The sequence below is a fragment of the Actinomadura viridis genome (assembly GCF_015751755.1).
Classification (GTDB): Bacteria; Actinomycetota; Actinomycetes; order Streptosporangiales; family Streptosporangiaceae; genus Spirillospora; species Spirillospora viridis.
Genome location: NZ_JADOUA010000001.1, coordinates 1,615,816 through 1,632,643, shown reverse-complemented (window position 1 = coordinate 1,632,643; position 16,828 = coordinate 1,615,816). Strand labels below are relative to the sequence as shown.

Genomic DNA, 16,828 nt, shown 5'->3' with positions numbered 1-16,828 from the left:
GAACCAGTGGACGGACGGCGGACCCGTCCCCCTGTCCGATGCCCATGGCTCGCTCCTTGTTCACGAAATCCGGTGGGGAATCAGCCTTTCGGCCCGCATTTCATGGAAATCCCGCACCTCGCCCTGACAACCCCGGGCAATTCGCCCCTTTTATCCTTCTACGGCGTTTCCCTGAGTTCGGTGTAGCGGGAACCGGGCGCCAGCCGCCTGCTCTGGAAGAGTTCGGTGACGGTGACGAAGGTGAAGCCGCGCTCCTTCAACCCGGCGAGGATGCGCGGCACGGCGGACGCCGTCGTCTTATGGATGTCATGGAAAAGGACCACGCCCCCGGGCTTGGTCTTGCGCACCCCGATGTCGGCGTTGCGCTTGGCGCTGCGGTAGCGCCAGTCCATGCTGTCCAGGCTCCAGAGGATCTGCGGCATTCCCACGGCCCGCCCCACACGCGCGTCGGTGGCCCCGTACGGCGGCCGGAACATCGTGGGCGTGACGCCGGACGCCTCCTTGATCGCCTGCTGCGTACGGGCCACCTGGGCGCGCACCGCCGCCGGGGACAGCTCCGTCAGCACCGGATGGGACCAGGTGTGGTTGGCGAGCTCGTGACCCTCGAAGGCCATCCGCCGGACGACGTCGGGATAGGAGGCCACGTTCTGCCCGAGCATGAAGAAGGTGGCGCGCGCCCCCACCCCCCGGAGGCTGTCCAGCACCCGGGCGGTGTGGTCGCCCGGACCGTCGTCGAAGGTCAGCGCCACGCACTTGAGCCGGGCGCAGTCGAGCCTCCGGGGAGGCGGGATCCGGGGCTGCCGCGGGGCCGCCCCTTTCTTCAGGGCGGCCTGGTGCCGCGCGTTCTCGGCCTGCCGCTGTTTCGTTCCCTGCCCGCTGCACGCCGTGGCGAGCGTCAATCCGAGCACGACCAGAATGGCGAGATTACCGCTTCGCACCACGCACCCCCGCAACGTGTTGCCTCGCGACTAAACGTCATACTGTGCGCGTTTTATACCCCTTGCACTCATCATCCACACCCATCGGGAATTTCATGGACACTGCGCCCTTCCTCCCCAGGAACCGTCCAGGGGAGGCGGCGCACCGCGGCCGTGCGGCCTCAGCGGAGAGGCCAGTCGGGAACGTCGGGCGGGAGGTCCCGGCTGACCTTCATGGTGAACTCCGCCGGGCGCTTCTCCAGGAACGAGGTGACACCCTCGTTCGCGTCGGCGGCCCCGCCCAGCGCGGCCATCAGCCGGGAGTCGGCGACGTGCGCGTCCCACGGGGAGGGCGCCGACAGGCCCGACCACATGAGGCGGCGGATCGCGGCGACCGAGACGGCGGAGGTGTTGTCGGCGATCTCGCGGGCCAGCGCGTAGGCGGCGGGCAGCAGCTCGCCGGGCGCGTACACCCGCGAGACCAGGCCGCCGCGGAGGGCCTCCTGGGCGTCGAAGACCCGGCCGGTGGCGGCCCACTCCATCGCCTGGGCGATCCCGACCAGGCGGGGCAGGAACCAGCTGGAGGCCGCCTCGGTGACGATCCCGCGCCGCGCGAACACGAACCCGAACCTGGCCTTCTCGCTGGCCAGCCGCACGTCCATCGGCAGCGTCACGGTGACGCCGACGCCGACCGCGGCGCCGTTGAAGGCACCGATGACCGGCTTGAGGCAGCGGGCGATGCGCAGCGCGACCGTCCCGCCGCCGTCGCGCGGGGTGCCGTCCTCCAGGACGTCGTCGTCCCCGGCGAACATGTCGTGCGACCGCTCCTTGTCGAACGTCCCGCCGCCGCCCCCGAGGTCGGCGCCCGCGCAGAACGCCCGCCCGGCCCCGGTGACCACCACCGCCCGCACGTCGTCGTCGGCGTCGATCCGGTCGAGGACGTCGAGCATCTCCGCGCGCATGGTGAAGGTGTAGGCGTTCATCCGTTCCGGCCGGTTCAGGGTGATCGTGGCGATCCCGTCCTGAACCCCGTACTCGATCTCGGTGTACGACACTGCGGCCCCTTCTCGCACGGAAAGTAGAACCCGATCCTAGAAAGGACGCTCAGTCGGCGTGCACGCGGCCCAGCGCGCGCCGGACCACCGCCTCGACCTCGGACCGGGCGGGCCCGGCCGGGTGCTCGCCCGCGTACTCCACCTTCACGACCACGTTGGCGCGGCGGGCCGTCAGCTCCAGCGTGCCGAATCCGTCCCGGCCCGCCGCGCCGTCCGCCTTGTCGCCCGCCGCGCCGCTCGTTGTGCCGCTCGCCTTGTCACCGCGGACGTACGCCTCGTCGCCGAAGCCGGTGACCGGTTCGCCGCCCAGAGCCACGGGCAGCTTCACGCGGCGGGCGGCGGACGCCGTCCCGGATGCGTTTCCGGCCCTGGACGCCAGGGTGTACTCGACCCTCAGCGAGCCTGCCCACTCCGGCCGGTTCCACGTGCACCGGGCCAGGAGGAAGGGGCCGGACCGCCGCACCGGATCGGCGGTGCGGACGGTCCCGGGCACCAGCCTCCGGGCGGTGGCGTCATCGACGGCGGCGCACGGGTCGGGAAGCGCCGTGGCCTCGTGGTTCGACGGCCACCATGGCTCCATCCAGGGCTTCTCCTGGTAGAGGAGCAGGCCGGCGAGGGCGAGCACGATCAGGGGATGGACCACGCGGAGGGCTCGGGGCCGCCGCAGCAGGCCGGACCCGTCCCCGCCGCGTCCCGGGGGCACCGTCGCCGCCAGGGCGGCCACGTGCTCCTCGAAGTCCGGGTCGCGCGCCCAGAGGGACTCCCTGGGTGCGGCCAGCCCGTACCGCTGCCACGGCTCTCGCAGGACCACGACCACCCTGCGCCCGAACGGGGTGGGCACCACTTCGAAACGTTCCAGCCGCCGCCGTTCGAGGCGCCGCGTGTCGCGTACCTTCCGGGCGACGAGCCCTTCCGGCCCCGTCTCGGTGCGCCCCTTCAGCAGGATCAGCAGGGACCGGACGCTGGCGGCGAAGATCCCGGCCCCGAGCAGGGAGAGCGTCACCTCGCCGAAGCCGTCGTGGTACCAGCCCGCGACGATGAGGCCCAGCCCGGCGGCGAGCGCGGGGACGGCCCAGAGCACCGACCGCCGCGGCGGGCGGATCACGAGCGGCTCCGGCGCCGCGCCCGCGCCAGGCGTGCCGGACGTACCGGATGTGCCGGACGTGTCAGGCGGGGCCGGCGGATCGGTCGGGCCGGTCGGGCCGGTCGGGCCGGTGGGGCCGGTGGGGCCGGTGGGGCCGGTGGGGCCGGTGGGGCCGGTGGGGCCGGTCGAGGTCACCACGCCTCCCAGAGACGTCCTGATCGGAACGCTCGGAGCGTAGCGTGATCTTCGGCGCGAAACGGGCGTCAGGTGCGGGCGGACGGGAAGAGGGCGAGCAGGACGTCGCGCCGCCACTCCTCCACCGGGCCGGTGAAGCCGCGCGGCGGGCCCGGGACCAGGTGGCCCTCCTCTGCGGACAGCCCGATCGTGACCTCGGGGCCGAGGTCGACCTCGGCCGGGACCGCGCCGTCCAGTTCGACCAGCCGCCGGGCCAGGGCGGCCAGGACCCGCGCCCATCCCTGGCCGAGATAGGGAGCCAGTCCGGAGACCCGCAACTCCGGCAGCCCGTGCCCTTCCAGGCCACGGGTGCGCAGTTCCAGACCGTCCGCAAGTTCCGCGCCGACGATCCGTATCTCGGTGCCCGAGGGGGTGCGCTCGTCCATGCCCCGACCGTACGCCGCGCCGGGACCGGGGCGGGCCCGGCGCGGGTTCAGGGCGGGCCCAGGGGGTTGACCTGCGTGGAATTCTTCACGGTGGGCCGCCGGGCATCGGCAACACCCTTCATCTCCGGAGCCGATCGGATAAATTACGACGGTGAATTGGGCCGTCTCGACGTACGACTCCGTCTTCGGGTACGTCTCCGCGCATGGCGCGCCCCTGGTCGATCTGCTCGACCCGCAGCCCGGCGAGCGGATCATCGACCTGGGGTGCGGCACGGGCACGTTCACCGCGGAGATCGCCGAGCGCGGCGCCGAGGTGCTGGGCGTCGACGGCTCGGCGGAGATGGTCGCGCAGGCGACCGCGCTGCACCCCGGGCTGTCGTTCGCGGTCGGGGACGCGCACGAATTCACCACCAGCGAGACCTTCGACGCCGTCGCCTCCAACGCGGCGCTGCACTGGATGACCCGTGACCCCGACGCCGTGATCGCGCGGGTCCACGCGGCGCTGCGGCCCGGCGGCCGGTTCGTCGGCGAGCTGGGCGGCGCCGGCAACTGCGCCGAGCTGATCGTGGCGATGCAGACCGCCTGGCGGGTCTTCGGGCTCGGCGAGCCCGAGCTGCCGTGGTACTTCCCCAGCCCCGCCGAGTACGCCACCCGCCTGGAGGACGGCGGGTTCACCCTGCGGCTCCTCGAACACGCCGACCGGCCGTCCCGGATGACCGAGGGCCCGGGCGGCGCCGCCGACTGGGTCCGCGCCTACGCCCCGCGCGCGCTCGCCGACGTGCCGCCCGAGCTGGTCGAGCCGCTGCTCGAACGGATCAACGAGCTGGCGGCTCCGGCGCTGCGCCGCGAGTCGGGCTGGGTCGCCGACTACGTGCGGCTGCGGTTCGCCGCGGTGCGCAAGCCCGACGGCGCGGTGCCGATGCCCGACGTCCCCACGCCTCCCGGCCCCCTCCTCTGACTCCGGGTCCTCCGGCCGGCGCCGGGGCTGGGCGCGGGGCGCCTGACAGGGGCGCCTGGCGGGGCGCCGGGTCCGCGACCGTAGGGTTGATCCCATGCTGCGCCTGCACGACCATCGCACCGGACAGGCCATGGACGTCCCGCCGAACGCGCTGCACGTCCACGTCCACGCGGGCCGGGAGCGGGCCCTGGTCACCGCCGACCTGCTCCGCCGGGTCGCCGAGCGCACCCGCCGCCGCGCCGTGCTGAGCCGTGCCGAGAACGTGCGGCCCGGCACCGGCTTCGCCGAGCTCAACCTGCCCGACATGCCGGTCGTGGCGCCGGAGGACGTGCCCGGGCACGCGGTGTGGGTGGGATCGGAGGACGTGCCCGGCCGCCGCTGCCTGATCGTGCCGCAGGAAGACCGGCCCTGGGCCGGACCCGCCGGGAGCGCGGGGAGCGCGGGGAGCGCGGGGAGCGCGGGGAGCGCGGGGAGCGCGGGGAGCGCGGGGAGCGCGGGGAGCGCGGGGAGCGCGGGGAGCGCGGGGAGCGCGGGGAGCGCGGGGAGCGCGGGGAGCGCGGGGAGCGCGGGCGACGACCCCCTCCGCGTCCGGCTGGCGATCCTCCGGGAGCGCTACCGCGACCCGGCCGCGCCGGACGGTGGCCGCGTCGCCGAGGCGGGCCTCGACCTGGCGCGCTGGCGCGCGGCGGTGGCGGACTGGGCGAGGCATCCGGGCCGGCCGATGGACCGGGCGTACGCGGCCGAAGGCCAGGCCGCGCTGACCGACGACCTGGACAGCCCCGCCGCGCTGGCCGTTCTCGACCGGCTGGCGGAGGACCCCGGCGTCGCCCCGGGGGCCAAGGTGGAGACGGTCATCCACCTCGACCTGATCCTCGGCCTCGATCTGGTCGCCGACATCGGCCGCGGCTGAGACCCCGCCCTCATCCCTCCGGGACGGCGACGACCGCGCCGTCGGCGAGCAGGTCCGCGATGGAGCGCTCGAAGACGTAGGCCGTGCCGCCGCCCGGCTGGTCGAACCACGGCACGGCCACACCCGTCAACGCCCGCAGCGGCCGCCGCAGCCGGTAGACCCGGTACGGGCGGTTCTCCCAGTCGGGCGGCAGCGAGCGTTCCGCGAACGGCGTCCGCACCGCGTAGGTGACGTTGCCGCCGTCGTCGCCGTAGCGGTCCACGGTGGTCCCGGCGGGGACCTCGACCTGCCGCCTGTCCCGGAAGAGGGTCAGCGGCGGCTCGCCCGTCACCGGCTCGATCGGCCGCTTCCCGCCCGGAGCGGAGGGACCGGCCGGAGCGGAGGGACCTGCCGGAGCGGCGGGGACGGCGGGGTCGAGCAGGAGGGAACCCAGCAGGTACGCCGCCGCCTGCGCCTCGGTGTCGAAGACGACCTCCTGGCGGCGCTCGCCGTTCTCCCCGCGGAAGACCGCCCAGCGCCCGCCCTCGGCGAGCAGGCTCCAGGCGCCGTCCGCGACCTCGTTGATCCGGTACGCGCCGGACGGCACGCCCAGCTCGTCCAGCCGGCTCTCCAGCCTGCCCGCGCCCGCCCGCGCCGGAGGTGGATCGGCCCGCGTCCCCGGCGCCGCGCCGGGGCCGGTGCGGACGCGGGGCGGCGCGGAGCGGCCGGTGATCGCGGCGCTCGCCGCGTCCAGGGCGTCGTCCCCGACCTCGGGGATCCGGAACCCCGCCGCGCGGGCGTGTGCGACCAGGTCGGGTTCCGGGGGGACGCCGTGCTCGGCGAGGTAGTAGCCGACCGCCCCGGCCCAGACCCAGGCGCCGTCGGTGTGGAAGGTCAGCGGGACCCGGTCGCCGCGCGAGGGGTCGATCTGGTCCGGCGCGGACGACCGGGCCGCCATGACGACCGGGGCGCTCCGGAGGTACTCCACCAGCCGGGCGACCTCGTCCGGGGGCACCGCGGGACGCGACACCGAGGGCCGTCCGCCGTCCGGCTCGACCTGGTCGAACACCCGCGCCTTGCGGACCCCGCCGGCCCGCCGCGCCTCCGGCTCCGGCACGGGCCGCGGCTCCCCCACCCCCGCGCCCCTCCCCGCGGCCGTGCCGGCGCCCGTCCCAGCGCCCGTGCCAGCGCCCGTCCCCGCGGCCGTCCCCGCGCCCGCGCCCGTGCCTGCGCCCGTGCCTGCGCCCGTGCCTGCGCCCGTCCCGGCGGCCTCCAGGCGGCGCCTCACCCAGTCCCGCGACCGGTGCTCGGGGAACCGTTCCACTTCGAGCCGGACGTCGCGCGCCGAGGGCTCGGCGTTCCAGGCCGGTTCCTCGTCATGGGTGAACTTCGCCTGGACGCGGGCCGACCCGTTCTCGTAGAGCACCCGGTAGTCGATCCTGGACCAGGTGCTCCCCTGGAAGCCGTACGTCCCGGCGCGCAGCCGGTCCAGCAGGACCCGCGCCGCCGGCGGGAGCGGCCAGGTCAGCATGGTGCGGTCGGCGCGCTGCACCATCGCCGCCGGGAACTCCGCGTGGTCGCCGGCCACCTGGTAGTACCCGAAGACCGTGTCCCACAGCGCCGGGGCCTGTTCGGCCACCAGGACGCAGAACTCGTTGGAGAGCAGTTCCATCTGCTCGATCGGGTTGAGGGGGTCGGTCTCCACGACGAGGCCGTAGGCGGGTTCCCGGCCGTCCAGCCGGTCCCGGAGCCAGCCGGGGACGTGGGCGCCGTCGCGTGGCATGACGATCTGGTCGCGCTGCCAGTACTCCGCCTCGATCGGCGGGTCCCAGCCCGGGTCGAAGTCGTAGTTGAAGAGGGGGCGGATCGGTGCGCCCGGCTCCAGGACGAAGCGGGCCGAGAACCACGTGCCCTGCTCCGGCAGGTAGTGCGCCCGGCGCAGCTCCATCATCAGCTCGACCAGCTCGGGTGGCATCGCCTCGGGGGCGACGGTCTTGCCGTCCTCGGTGAGCACGCTCAGCGACAGGTCGTTCACCGCCACGGTGGCGCAGCAGCGCAGGTCGATCCGGCGGCTGCCGGGCGGGACGTGCCGGGCGAGGAAGTCGACGACCCGCCGCTGGACCTCGCTGATGCGCTCGTTCTGCCCGCTCTGCCCGCTCACGGACCGTCCCCCATGTCGATCATTACCGGTTCCAGCAGGTTATCGAGTCATGGCCGGTGGGCGGGGACCCTCCCGGAACGCCGGTTAAACCGATTGCATGGGCTTGTTCCGTTAGGCCAGGGTCGGCGCATGACCATCGACGAGCTGATCCAGCTGGAGGAGCGCGGCGAGCTTCCGGAATTCGTGCTGTTCTGGGGCGGGAAGCGAGACAAGGGCTGCCTGAGCCAGTGGTACCCCTCCCCGTTCACGGTGGACGGCGTCACCTACCCCACGGCCGAGCACTACATGATGGCGGAGAAGGCGCGCCTGTTCGGGGACACGGCCACGGCCGACCAGATCCTGGCCGCCGAGGACCCTGGCCGTGTCAAGGCCCTCGGCCGCCGCGTCCGGGGCTTCGACGAGGACACCTGGGTACGGCACCGCTTCGACATCGTCGTCCGGGGCAACATCGCCAAGTTCGGCGCCAACGAGCGGGAGCGCGACTTCCTGTACTCCACCACCGGCAAGGTCCTCGTCGAGGCCAGCCCCCTGGACGTCATCTGGGGCATCGGCTTCGGCGAGGACCGGCCCGAGGCGCGGCGCCCGTCGCAGTGGCGCGGCCTCAACCTCCTCGGGTTCGCGCTGATGGACGTCCGCGAGGCGCTCCGGGCCTGACCGGCGGGCGTTCAGTCACCGGAGGGCAGGAGTTCCGCCACCGCGCCCAGGAGTTCGGTCTGGCGGAGCCGGTCCGGCGGGAACGGCATCGCGATGATCCGGTGGACCCCGACTGCGGCCAGCTCGGCGAACCGTTCGGCGACCCGCTCCGGGGAACCGGTGACGAGCGAGCGGCGGGCCTGCTCCTCACTCATCCCGTACCCCGTCAGCGACCGCGCCTGGGCGTCGGCCAGACCGGCGGGGAGGTCACCGACCCCGACGCTGACACCGGCGGTGATCCGGGGCATCGGCCGTCCGTGCTCCTCGGCGAGCGCGGCCAGCCGCCCGGCGGCCTCGGCGATCCCGGCCGGGTCGGAGAACGCGGCGTACCACTCGTCGCCGTACCGCACCACCCGGCGCAGCGTCGCGGGTCCCCCGCCGATCAGCACCGGCGGCACGGTCGCGCCGGGCGCCAGCGTGACCTCCTCGCCGCCGACCGTCGCGGGCTTCCCGGCGATCAGCGCGGGCAGCACGTCGAGCGCCGCGTCGGTCCGACGGCCGCGCTCGCCGAACGGGACGCCGACCGCCCGCCAGGCGGCGTCCCCGTGCGCGGGACCGCCCGAGCCGACGCCCAGCAGCACCCGGTCGCCGGACAGGTGCTGGAGGGTGGCGACCTGCTTGGCCGCCCAGGCGACCGGCCGCAGCGCCACGACCATCACGCCGAAGCCGATCCGGACGCGCTCGGTGGCCGCGGCGGCGGTCGCCAGCACCAGGGTGCTGTCGGCGAACGGCCGCCCGCCGGGGATCAGGTGGTCGCCCACCCACACCGACTCCAGCCCCGCGTCCTCGGCGTGCCGGGCGTGCTCGGCCGGACCCGCCGACGGGTCCACGCCGAACGCGGGAAGGTGCACTCCGACCTTCGTCATCACCGCACCTCCAGCAGGGTCTTGCCGATGGAGGCGCGCGACTCGATGGCGGCGTGCGCGTCGGCCGCCCGCTCCAGCGGGAAACGCTGCCCGATCACCGGGCGCAGGCGGCCCGCCGCCGCCTCGCCGAGCGCGTCCAGGGTGTGCGCGCGGATCGCGTCCGGCGACGGGGCCGGGCTGAGGAGGGTGACGCCCCGTTCGGCGGCGCGCTCCGCGGAGACGCCCGCCCACTCGCCGCTGGCCAGCCCGAAGCCGACCATCCGGCCACCGCTCGCGAGCAGCTCGAACGCGGTGCGTCCGATGTCACCGCCGACGCCGTCGAACACCACGTCCAGGCCCCCGGCCGCCTCCCGTACGCGCCCGGACCAGTCCGGCCGCGTGTAATCCACCGCCAGGTCGGCGCCCAGGTCCCGGGCGACCGCGGTCTTGCGGTCACCGCCCGCCGCCGCGACCACCCAGGCGCCCGCGGCCTTGGCGAGCTGGACCAGCAGCGTGCCCACGCCCCCGGCGGCGGCCTCCACCAGCACCCGCTCCCCGGTCCGGGGCGCCGCCGCCGCCCGCATCATCATCGCCGTCCGGCCGTCGGCCAGCAGCGCCACCGCGGCGTCCAGCGCGAGATCCGCGGGCACCACGAACAGGCCCGCGGCGTCCACCGCCGCCAGCTCGGCGTACCCGCCGGACCCGCCCGTCGAGGTGACGACCCGCTTGCCGGCGAGCCCGGGGTCGGCGCCCTCCCCGACCCGGGTGACCACGCCGCCGACACCGTTCCCCGGGATCACGGGGAGTTCCGGCCTGAACGGCGCGGGACCCGCGGACCGGTACTGGGTCTCGACGAAGGTGATCCCGGCGAACTCCACCTCCACCAGCACCTGCCCCGGCCCCGGCACGGGATCGGGCGCCTCCCCGGGGAGGAGCACCTCGGGCCCGCCCAGCTCCTTCAACCACACCGCACGCATCATGACCGCCTTCCAGAGACAACCGTCCCAGACTGCAACCTCGACCATGCTTGAGGTCAACTCCGCGACGTCCGCTACGGTCGGTGCCATGACCGTCGCCCGTTCACTGCTGCTGTTCGCCCTGGCCGCACTCGCCGAGATCGGCGGCGCCTGGCTCGTCTGGCAGGGGGTCCGCGAGCACCGCGGCATCGCCTGGATCGGAGCCGGCGTCGTCGCGCTGGGCCTGTACGGCTTCGTCGCCACGCTGCAGCCCGACGCCCACTTCGGCCGCATCCTGGCGGCGTACGGCGGCGTCTTCGTGGCCGGGTCCCTGCTGTGGGGCATGGCCCTGGACGGCTACCGGCCCGACCGCTACGACGTGATCGGCGCCCTCGTCTGCCTCGCCGGCGTCGCCGTCATCATGTACGCGCCGCGCACCTGACCCGCGGCTCAGGTCCGCGCCGGCGCGGGCCCGGCGGGCAGCATCGCGACGATCTCGGGCTTGAGCAGGTCACGGACCTTGGCGTACGGCGCGGTGAGCCGGTCGTACGGGCACTCGCTGCCTCCTCGCGAATAGTTGATCTCGAACCGGTCGGTCGCGAAGAACGCCGTGGCCCACGGCCATTCCGCGTCACGCCACGGGAAGAAGTCGGTGCGCTGCGGCCCCTCCCGCTGGCACCCGTCAGGCCCCCACATGTTCTGGGTCGTACCGGTCAGCCGCCCCCAGAGCGTCCTGAGCCCGGCGGGCGTCAGCGTGTCCGGCTTGAACACGTCCTCCGTCTTCAGCACTCGCCCGGTCTTCATGTCGACCGTCACCGCCCGTCCGGGCATCTCCCCGTCGGCGGGCATGCAGTACCGCACCCGCACCCGGTACACGGCCGAGACCAGCGCCCGCCCGTGCACCCCGACCCGCGCGGTGGTGCCGACCTGAGCCGTCTGCGTACAGGACGCCCCGTTCTCTCGGGTCCCACTGTGCATGGCCTCGACCGTCTCGTCCAAGGGAGCCCGCAGCGCCTGGTTGATCCGCCCCTGCAACGCGGTGTCGGCCAGCCCGGAGATCTGGACGTACTGCGCGTTCTGGACCGCCAGCGGCACGTCGGTGTAGGTCTGGTTCATGGTGGAGATCGCCGCCGCCACCGGCCGCAACCGCGGCTGTTGCCGCGGCTCGTCGGAGTCGTTCAGGTTGGTGTAGGCGAACGTTCCGCCCGCCCCCGCCACCACGGCGGCACCCGCCACGGCCAGCGCGGCCTTGCCACCGACCCCGGCGAGGACCCCCGAACCACCCGCCGCGGCACCACCACCGGCGGCCGTACCACCGGCGGCCCCTCCAGCGGCGGCCGTACCGCCACCTGCTGCCCCTCCGGCCCCGGCGACGCCGCCCGCCCCGGCCGCCGCCCCCACCGCGACCGGAGCCGCAGGAGCGATGCCCGCGGCCACCAGCGGGAACAGCGCCGCCAGCGCGACCGCCGTACCGGCGAGGGCCCTGACCCCCCGCCGCTCCCAGTCCGGCCCGTACGCCGCGGACGCCGCCTGCTCCAGCTCCCCCACGAACGCCTGCGCCCCATAGGGACGCTGCGAGGGATCCTTGGCCATGCCCCGCAGGACGAGCCCGCGAAGAGCCTCGGGCAGCACCTCCACGGGAATGGCCCCGTTCACGTGCAGCGCCATCAGATCGGCACCAGCCCCGCTGTACGGCCGCCGCCCCGTCACGCACTCGTAGAACACGCACGTGGCCGCGTACACGTCCGCCGCGGGGGTCGCGGGCTCCCCCCTCCACTGCTCGGGCGGCATGTAGGCGGGCGTACCGGCCCGCGAGCCCTCCCCCTGCGGCGTCGCGATCCCGAAGTCGATGAGCTTGCTCAGCCCGTCGGCCTGCACGACCACGTTCGCGGGCTTGTAGTCCCGGTGCACCACCCCGACCGCGTGCGCCGCCGCCAGCCCCAGCAGGGACCCCTTCAGCACCGTCAGCGCGGCCTCGGCCCCCAGGGCGCCGTGCTCCTCCAGGACCCGCTTCAGCGACACCCCGTTCACGGCCTCCATGACGATCGCCGCACCGCGCTCGCTCTCCACAAGCCGGTAGAGCCGCGCCACATGCGGATCCGACACCCGCCCCAGCAGCACGGCCTCATGCCGCAACCGTTCCAGCTCCTCGGGCGATCCCCGGAACAGATACTTGATCGCCACCGGCGTACCGGCCGTCTGGTGCCGGGCCAGCACCACCCGTCCCTGAGCCCCGGCGCCCAGTTCCCGGACCTCTCGGAACCCGTCGATCCGCCACTCGTTCACCGCACACCCTCCACGCCACTACCTTGAGGCATGCACGGTGAGATCGCGCTATGTCACGGAAAGTTCGGGGAAACCTGCCGACCCGGGTACGCAACCTTCCGCAACGAATCCCTTTTCCCGCCCCAGCGACCTCTGTAAGCTTTCGCGCGTACTCCGCCCCCCATTGTCGACTGGACGATCAGGGATAGCGATGCACGCCCGGTTGATGCCTTCCTCCCTCAACGGGCGTTCCTGCGTACGACCCGCCGCCCTCGCCCTGGCGGCCCTCACCACCGCCGGCACCCTGACGGCCTGCGGCGACAAGCCCGGCTCGGGCGCCTTCAAGCCCAACGGCTCGCTGTCCACCACGTCCCCGGGCGCGGCCGGCCCCGGCACCACCGCGGCTCCCGCCCCGTCCGCCCTCCCGACCGCCCAGGTCAACCAGACCGTCCTCGAGCGCTACCGCGAGTACCGAAAGATCTTCAAACGGGCCTACGAAAGAAACGACCCGTCAGAACTCAGTACGGTCACCATGGACCCTCTGCTTGACCAGACCACGCGAGACATCGAGCAACTCAAGGCCCGAGGCCAGATCTGGCGTTTCACCACGGTCTCCAACGCCAAGGTCTACGCACGCTCGAAGGACGGGCTCACCGTTTACGTGATCGACTGCATACGCACCCTCGCGGGCTACCGCTTCTCGACGAAGACCGGCAAGCGCACCGGAGGTGGCACGGGCGGTTCCTACCTTCACCGAATCGCCGTCCGCTACGACCAGGGCGCCTGGAAGGTCACCGACTCCGTGCAGGACAAGAAATGCTGACGCCTCGCTTGCCGCGCCTCCTCGCTGCAGCGGACGTACACCAAGGCGACGGGAACCCGCCCCGACACGCGGCGGAAAGCAGACAAGGACACGCGATGCGCACCGTTCCCCCCACCTGGTCGTCCACGCGACGCACCCTCAAGATCGCCGCACTGACGACCGGCGTCCTGACCGCCACCCTCGTCAGCGCACCCCCGACCTACGCCGACCCATGCGGCGGACGCGGCGATGGCTTCGACTGCAGCCGTTCGACCCCCGGGGGCTCTAACGGCGGAGGTGGTTCCCCAACCACAGGGGGCGGGGGAGGTGGGGGTCCCATCCCCACGCCTACGCGCACAGGTGAGGATGGCGGTGGGTTCGAGGTCGAGATAGATGATCCGCCGAACCCTGCGCCTCCCGCGACGATCGACCTGGCCCAGCGGGCGAGAGACTCCGCCCAACTCCCCACGCCTACCGTTCACACCTCCCCAGAAGGCAAGACCTACGTCCGCGTCCGTACCGCTCTGTGGGTGGAAGGGTTCGTCACCGTCCAGACAGAGCCGATCACCGTGGGCGGTCAGACCATCCAGGCGACCGCCACTCCCAAGTCGGTCACCTGGAGCTTGGGAGAAACCACCCTGTCCTGCAACAGCGCCGGAAGTGCGAACGACACCACGTGCGGCCATAGCTACCAACGCTCCTCAAGCGGGCAGCCCGGAGGGGCCTACCAGATAACGGCGACAATCAACTGGGGGCTGACGTGGACCTGCACCGGCGCAGAATGCGACAGCGCCTCGGGCACTTTGGAGGACCTGAGCATGACCTCCCCGCCCACCCCTCTGGTCGTCGACGAGATCCAGACCAACACTCGACCGTGATCCCATCCTTCGGGTGCGGCCGCACCGCTCTACTCTTGACGACGGCCGTCTTCATGTCCCTGACGGTGACGGGATGCAGCGGCGACGAAACACCGCCCCCTCCCAAAAAGGCAGTATCGGTACCACCCTCCAGCCCACCGAGTTACTCGCCAGACCAGTACTCGTCGAGCTTTCTCGCGGCAAAAGAAATAGGCAAAGCCTTTCAAGAGTTGCCCGTCGCGGTGGAGGCACTCAAGGAGCGACAAGTTCCGCTGTGCTCGCTTTCCGGGGGCAATCTAGAGGGAAAACCAACGATTACCACCCGCCAGTACTCAAATAAGAAACAGGGCGCCGACGAGATCAAGTATGCACAACTCCTTGCGCGATACGATGATGGCAATGCAGCCAAGGACGCCTTTCAGGCCCTGCGAAGCAAGATAGAGGCATGCCCGGCCAAGCGCAGCGTCCCCGCCAAGCGGGTCCGCAAGAATGTCCTACTACTTGCCCACGAGGATACCTGGAAGAGTGCTGAGAACAACACTGGCGGATGGACTCACCTAAGAGGCGTTGAAGAGCAGACCTATGCCGCGACGGCAACCAAATTCAACGTACTCCATTTTGTCTATGACTACGCCCTTCGCGGCAACATAATAATCGCCACCGTTTACTGGGAACGAGCAGAACCCAAAACCTCGACGGATCCGGCTGCCCGTCGCGCAACCGAAGTACTGACCAAGCAACTGCAGAAGTTCGGATGACCTCTGGAGGCTGGAGGGTCCCCGGTTACAGCGAACTCCAGGAGTTAGGCTCCGGGGCTCAAGGGCGCGTCGTTCTCGCTCGGGACAACGCGTCCGGACACAGCGTGGCGATCAAGTATTTGGCCTCCGCTCTCGCAGGCGACACCCGTGGCCGCGAGACATTTCGCCGCGAGGCTGAACTTCTCCAGCGTGTGACCACACCCAACGTGGCCCGCATCCTGGGTTATGTGGAGTCTCCCCAAGGGGCGGCGATCGTCATGGAGGCGGTGCCCGGCCACTCGCTCCGTGCCGTGCTGGACGCGCACAAACGGGCACTTTCTCCTGAAGCCGCCCTCGTCATCCTCAAGGGATCCCTTCGAGGGCTGGCAGCAGCCCACTCGGTCGGCGTGATCCATCGTGATTACAAGCCGGCGAACGTCCTGGTCCAGAGCGACGGCCAGAGCAAGCTGATCGATTTCGGTGTCGCCGTACTGTCCGGCCAAGGCGGCGTCATGGGCACGCCTGCGTACATGGCACCGGAGCAATGGCATGGCGGACCGGCCTCTCCCGCCACCGATGTCTATGCCGCGACCTGCGTCTTCTACGAGTGCGTGACCGGTCACAAGCCATACAGCGCCAACACGCAGGAGGGCTTGCGAGCTCAGCACCTCGCCGCACCCGTACCCATGGACGACTTACCTGAGCCGCTACGCCCGCTCATAGCCCAAGGCATGGCGAAGAATCCGGACCAGCGCCAGTGGAACATCTCAGCGCTCATCGGCCACCTCGAGAACACCGCCACCACCGCCTATGGCCCTGACTGGGAACGGCGTGGCCTCATAGCACTCGGCGCGGCCACCGTAGCCCTCGCAGCCGCATTCCCCGTCGCCGTGATCGGTGGTGCCGTCTCACCAGGCGCGGCCATCGGACCTGGCGTTCAGGCGGCCGGTGAAGCAGGGCGTGCACTCAGCGGCAAGGGACTGCTCTCCAAGATCGGCGGCTCAAAGGGGGTTACCGGAGCTGGGGCGGCGACAGCGGCCACGGCCATGCTCGCGGTGTTCTTCTGGCCGCAGGGCCCGACGGTGGGTGGCACGTCTTCGGGCGACTACCGCGCTTACTTCACCAAACCCCGGCTCGTACTCAACAATGCGTCGATTCCAGACGGCGACAATAATGCCAGCCCGCTGTTCGCGATAAGCCAGACCATCGCGCCCTCCAGAGTCAAGCCTGGCACCAAGGTTCGCATGATCACGAAACAGCATAGCCGTGCCATCTGGGGGCTCCAATACATCAGCCCCGAAAACTTTCGCTGCCGCGGCCCTCATTCTGAACGGGCCGACGCCTTTCATCAGGGCTACACGTTCGGACTAGGCGATGGCATCTACTCGGAGAACCAGTCAAAGAAGCCGAACGTCTGGCTCTTCAGAACCACAGAAGACGAAACTGCCGGAACACTTCCTGAGCGTAAGCCCATCAGCCTTCCAGCAACCCGCGAGGATGGCCCGTTCAGCAAGCGCTACGCAATGCCCCATTGCGCTTGGACTTTCGAGTTTTCAAGGACGAGCGACTTCACCATCCCTCCCTCAACGTCGCTACGACCGGGTAAATACAAGGTCTCCCCGCACTATCCGATCGGCATCGCGATGGTGAAGACGATGATAAATGGTCGCTTCGTCCCGATGGATCCGGCCAAGGCGGGGGCGCGTGTCGAAGGATCGTTGCCGACGCTCGTCGTGCTGCCTTCCTGACGCTCTCCGCAGGTGCACTGACGGGAATCGGCCTTCCCAGCCGGCGCGACCGGGGTGGGCCGCGCCTGCATCGTCTCCGAACGGGAGGCTTCTCGTATCTCGGACTCTGTGGCGTACGGGATCGCCCGGTGGCCGGGCGGTGTACGGCCGGTCGCGGTCATGCCGGTCCCACCACCAGATGGAGCCGCCGGATGGAGCCGCCGCTGGTTCCGGCGGGAGATGAGTGGCGACGGCGGACGGT

At 71.9% G+C, this 16,828-nt stretch carries 16 protein-coding genes; 8 read left to right on the top strand and 8 right to left on the bottom strand.

Annotated elements, in window-relative coordinates; genetic code table 11:
- Positions 1 to 158: 158 nt before the first annotated feature.
- The 4 genes from IW256_RS07120 to IW256_RS07105 form a co-directional block, all read right to left on the bottom strand.
- Entirely contained in the window at positions 159 to 938 is a 780-nt protein-coding gene (locus IW256_RS07120) for a polysaccharide deacetylase family protein (RefSeq protein WP_307828770.1), read from the bottom strand.
- A gap of 161 nt (positions 939 to 1,099) precedes the next feature.
- The gene (locus tag IW256_RS07115; protein WP_197010196.1) at positions 1,100 to 1,972 is read right to left on the bottom strand and encodes a crotonase/enoyl-CoA hydratase family protein; all 873 of its coding nucleotides are present in this window, start codon (positions 1,970 to 1,972) and stop codon (positions 1,100 to 1,102) included.
- A 49-nt stretch (positions 1,973 to 2,021) separates the two neighbouring features.
- The gene (locus IW256_RS07110; RefSeq protein ID WP_197010195.1) at positions 2,022 to 3,251 is read right to left on the bottom strand and encodes a hypothetical protein; all 1,230 of its coding nucleotides are present in this window, start codon (positions 3,249 to 3,251) and stop codon (positions 2,022 to 2,024) included.
- 68 nt (positions 3,252 to 3,319) lie between these two features.
- A complete protein-coding gene (locus IW256_RS07105) occupies positions 3,320 to 3,676 on the bottom strand; it encodes a hypothetical protein (RefSeq protein ID WP_197010194.1) in 357 nt (118 codons plus the stop codon).
- A gap of 151 nt (positions 3,677 to 3,827) precedes the next feature.
- On the opposite strand from IW256_RS07105, the gene IW256_RS07100 reads away from it, so the two are divergent.
- Together IW256_RS07100 and IW256_RS07095 are read left to right on the top strand one after the other, a co-directional pair.
- Positions 3,828 to 4,634 (top strand): class I SAM-dependent methyltransferase, encoded by an 807-nt coding sequence (locus tag IW256_RS07100; protein ID WP_197010193.1) that lies wholly within the window; start codon positions 3,828 to 3,830, stop codon positions 4,632 to 4,634.
- A 94-nt stretch (positions 4,635 to 4,728) separates the two neighbouring features.
- A complete protein-coding gene (locus IW256_RS07095) occupies positions 4,729 to 5,544 on the top strand; it encodes a hypothetical protein (protein WP_197010192.1) in 816 nt (271 codons plus the stop codon).
- Positions 5,545 to 5,554: 10 nt separating this feature from the next.
- On the opposite strand, the gene IW256_RS42090 is transcribed toward IW256_RS07095, so the two are convergent.
- The gene (locus IW256_RS42090) at positions 5,555 to 7,684 is read right to left on the bottom strand and encodes a TNT domain-containing protein (protein ID WP_307828769.1); all 2,130 of its coding nucleotides are present in this window, start codon (positions 7,682 to 7,684) and stop codon (positions 5,555 to 5,557) included.
- A gap of 129 nt (positions 7,685 to 7,813) precedes the next feature.
- Here IW256_RS42090 and IW256_RS07085 point away from each other — a divergent pair, with 129 nt between their 5' ends.
- Positions 7,814 to 8,338 (top strand): NADAR family protein, encoded by a 525-nt coding sequence (locus IW256_RS07085; protein WP_197010191.1) that lies wholly within the window; start codon positions 7,814 to 7,816, stop codon positions 8,336 to 8,338.
- Between the two features lie 11 nt (positions 8,339 to 8,349).
- Here IW256_RS07085 and IW256_RS07080 read toward each other — a convergent pair whose 3' ends face one another.
- The gene (locus IW256_RS07080; protein WP_197010190.1) at positions 8,350 to 9,243 is read right to left on the bottom strand and encodes an LLM class flavin-dependent oxidoreductase; all 894 of its coding nucleotides are present in this window, start codon (positions 9,241 to 9,243) and stop codon (positions 8,350 to 8,352) included.
- Positions 9,243 to 10,199: a zinc-binding dehydrogenase gene (locus IW256_RS07075; protein WP_197016144.1), complete on the bottom strand. Its 957-nt coding sequence runs from the start codon at positions 10,197 to 10,199 to the stop codon at positions 9,243 to 9,245. Before IW256_RS07075 ends, IW256_RS07080 begins: the two co-directional genes overlap by 1 nt.
- Before the next feature lie 88 nt (positions 10,200 to 10,287).
- On the opposite strand from IW256_RS07075, the gene IW256_RS07070 reads away from it, so the two are divergent.
- Positions 10,288 to 10,620, top strand: a complete 333-nt coding sequence (locus IW256_RS07070; protein ID WP_197010189.1) for a YnfA family protein — start codon at positions 10,288 to 10,290, stop codon at positions 10,618 to 10,620.
- An 8-nt stretch (positions 10,621 to 10,628) separates the two neighbouring features.
- On the opposite strand, the gene IW256_RS40905 is transcribed toward IW256_RS07070, so the two are convergent.
- A complete protein-coding gene (locus IW256_RS40905) occupies positions 10,629 to 12,464 on the bottom strand; it encodes a serine/threonine-protein kinase (RefSeq protein WP_307828768.1) in 1,836 nt (611 codons plus the stop codon).
- A gap of 205 nt (positions 12,465 to 12,669) precedes the next feature.
- On the opposite strand from IW256_RS40905, the gene IW256_RS07060 reads away from it, so the two are divergent.
- The 4 genes from IW256_RS07060 (at position 12,670) to IW256_RS07045 (ending at position 16,587) form a co-directional block, all read left to right on the top strand.
- Entirely contained in the window at positions 12,670 to 13,266 is a 597-nt protein-coding gene (locus tag IW256_RS07060; RefSeq protein WP_197010188.1) for a hypothetical protein, read from the top strand.
- 509 nt (positions 13,267 to 13,775) lie between these two features.
- Entirely contained in the window at positions 13,776 to 14,123 is a 348-nt protein-coding gene (locus IW256_RS07055; RefSeq protein WP_197010187.1) for a hypothetical protein, read from the top strand.
- Positions 14,124 to 14,176: 53 nt separating this feature from the next.
- Positions 14,177 to 14,860 (top strand): hypothetical protein, encoded by a 684-nt coding sequence (locus IW256_RS07050; protein WP_197010186.1) that lies wholly within the window; start codon positions 14,177 to 14,179, stop codon positions 14,858 to 14,860.
- Entirely contained in the window at positions 14,857 to 16,587 is a 1,731-nt protein-coding gene (locus tag IW256_RS07045) for a serine/threonine-protein kinase (protein WP_197010185.1), read from the top strand. Before IW256_RS07050 ends, IW256_RS07045 begins: the two co-directional genes overlap by 4 nt.
- The last annotated feature ends 241 nt before the right edge of the window (positions 16,588 to 16,828 follow it).

Excerpts from the sequence above, each read along its gene's own strand:
- IW256_RS07105 (WP_197010194.1), bottom strand. The coding sequence starts at position 3,676 with ATGGACGAGCGCACCCCCTCGGGCACCGAGATACGGATCGTCGGCGCG.
- IW256_RS07095 (WP_197010192.1), top strand. The coding sequence starts at position 4,729 with ATGCTGCGCCTGCACGACCATCGCACCGGACAGGCCATGGACGTCCCG.
- IW256_RS07085 (WP_197010191.1), top strand. The coding sequence starts at position 7,814 with ATGACCATCGACGAGCTGATCCAGCTGGAGGAGCGCGGCGAGCTTCCG.
- IW256_RS07080 (WP_197010190.1), bottom strand. The coding sequence starts at position 9,243 with ATGACGAAGGTCGGAGTGCACCTTCCCGCGTTCGGCGTGGACCCGTCG.
- IW256_RS07075 (WP_197016144.1), bottom strand. The coding sequence starts at position 10,199 with ATGCGTGCGGTGTGGTTGAAGGAGCTGGGCGGGCCCGAGGTGCTCCTC.
- IW256_RS07070 (WP_197010189.1), top strand. The coding sequence starts at position 10,288 with ATGACCGTCGCCCGTTCACTGCTGCTGTTCGCCCTGGCCGCACTCGCC.
- IW256_RS07060 (WP_197010188.1), top strand. The coding sequence starts at position 12,670 with ATGCCTTCCTCCCTCAACGGGCGTTCCTGCGTACGACCCGCCGCCCTC.
- IW256_RS07050 (WP_197010186.1), top strand. The coding sequence starts at position 14,177 with ATGTCCCTGACGGTGACGGGATGCAGCGGCGACGAAACACCGCCCCCT.
- IW256_RS07045 (WP_197010185.1), top strand. The coding sequence starts at position 14,857 with ATGACCTCTGGAGGCTGGAGGGTCCCCGGTTACAGCGAACTCCAGGAG.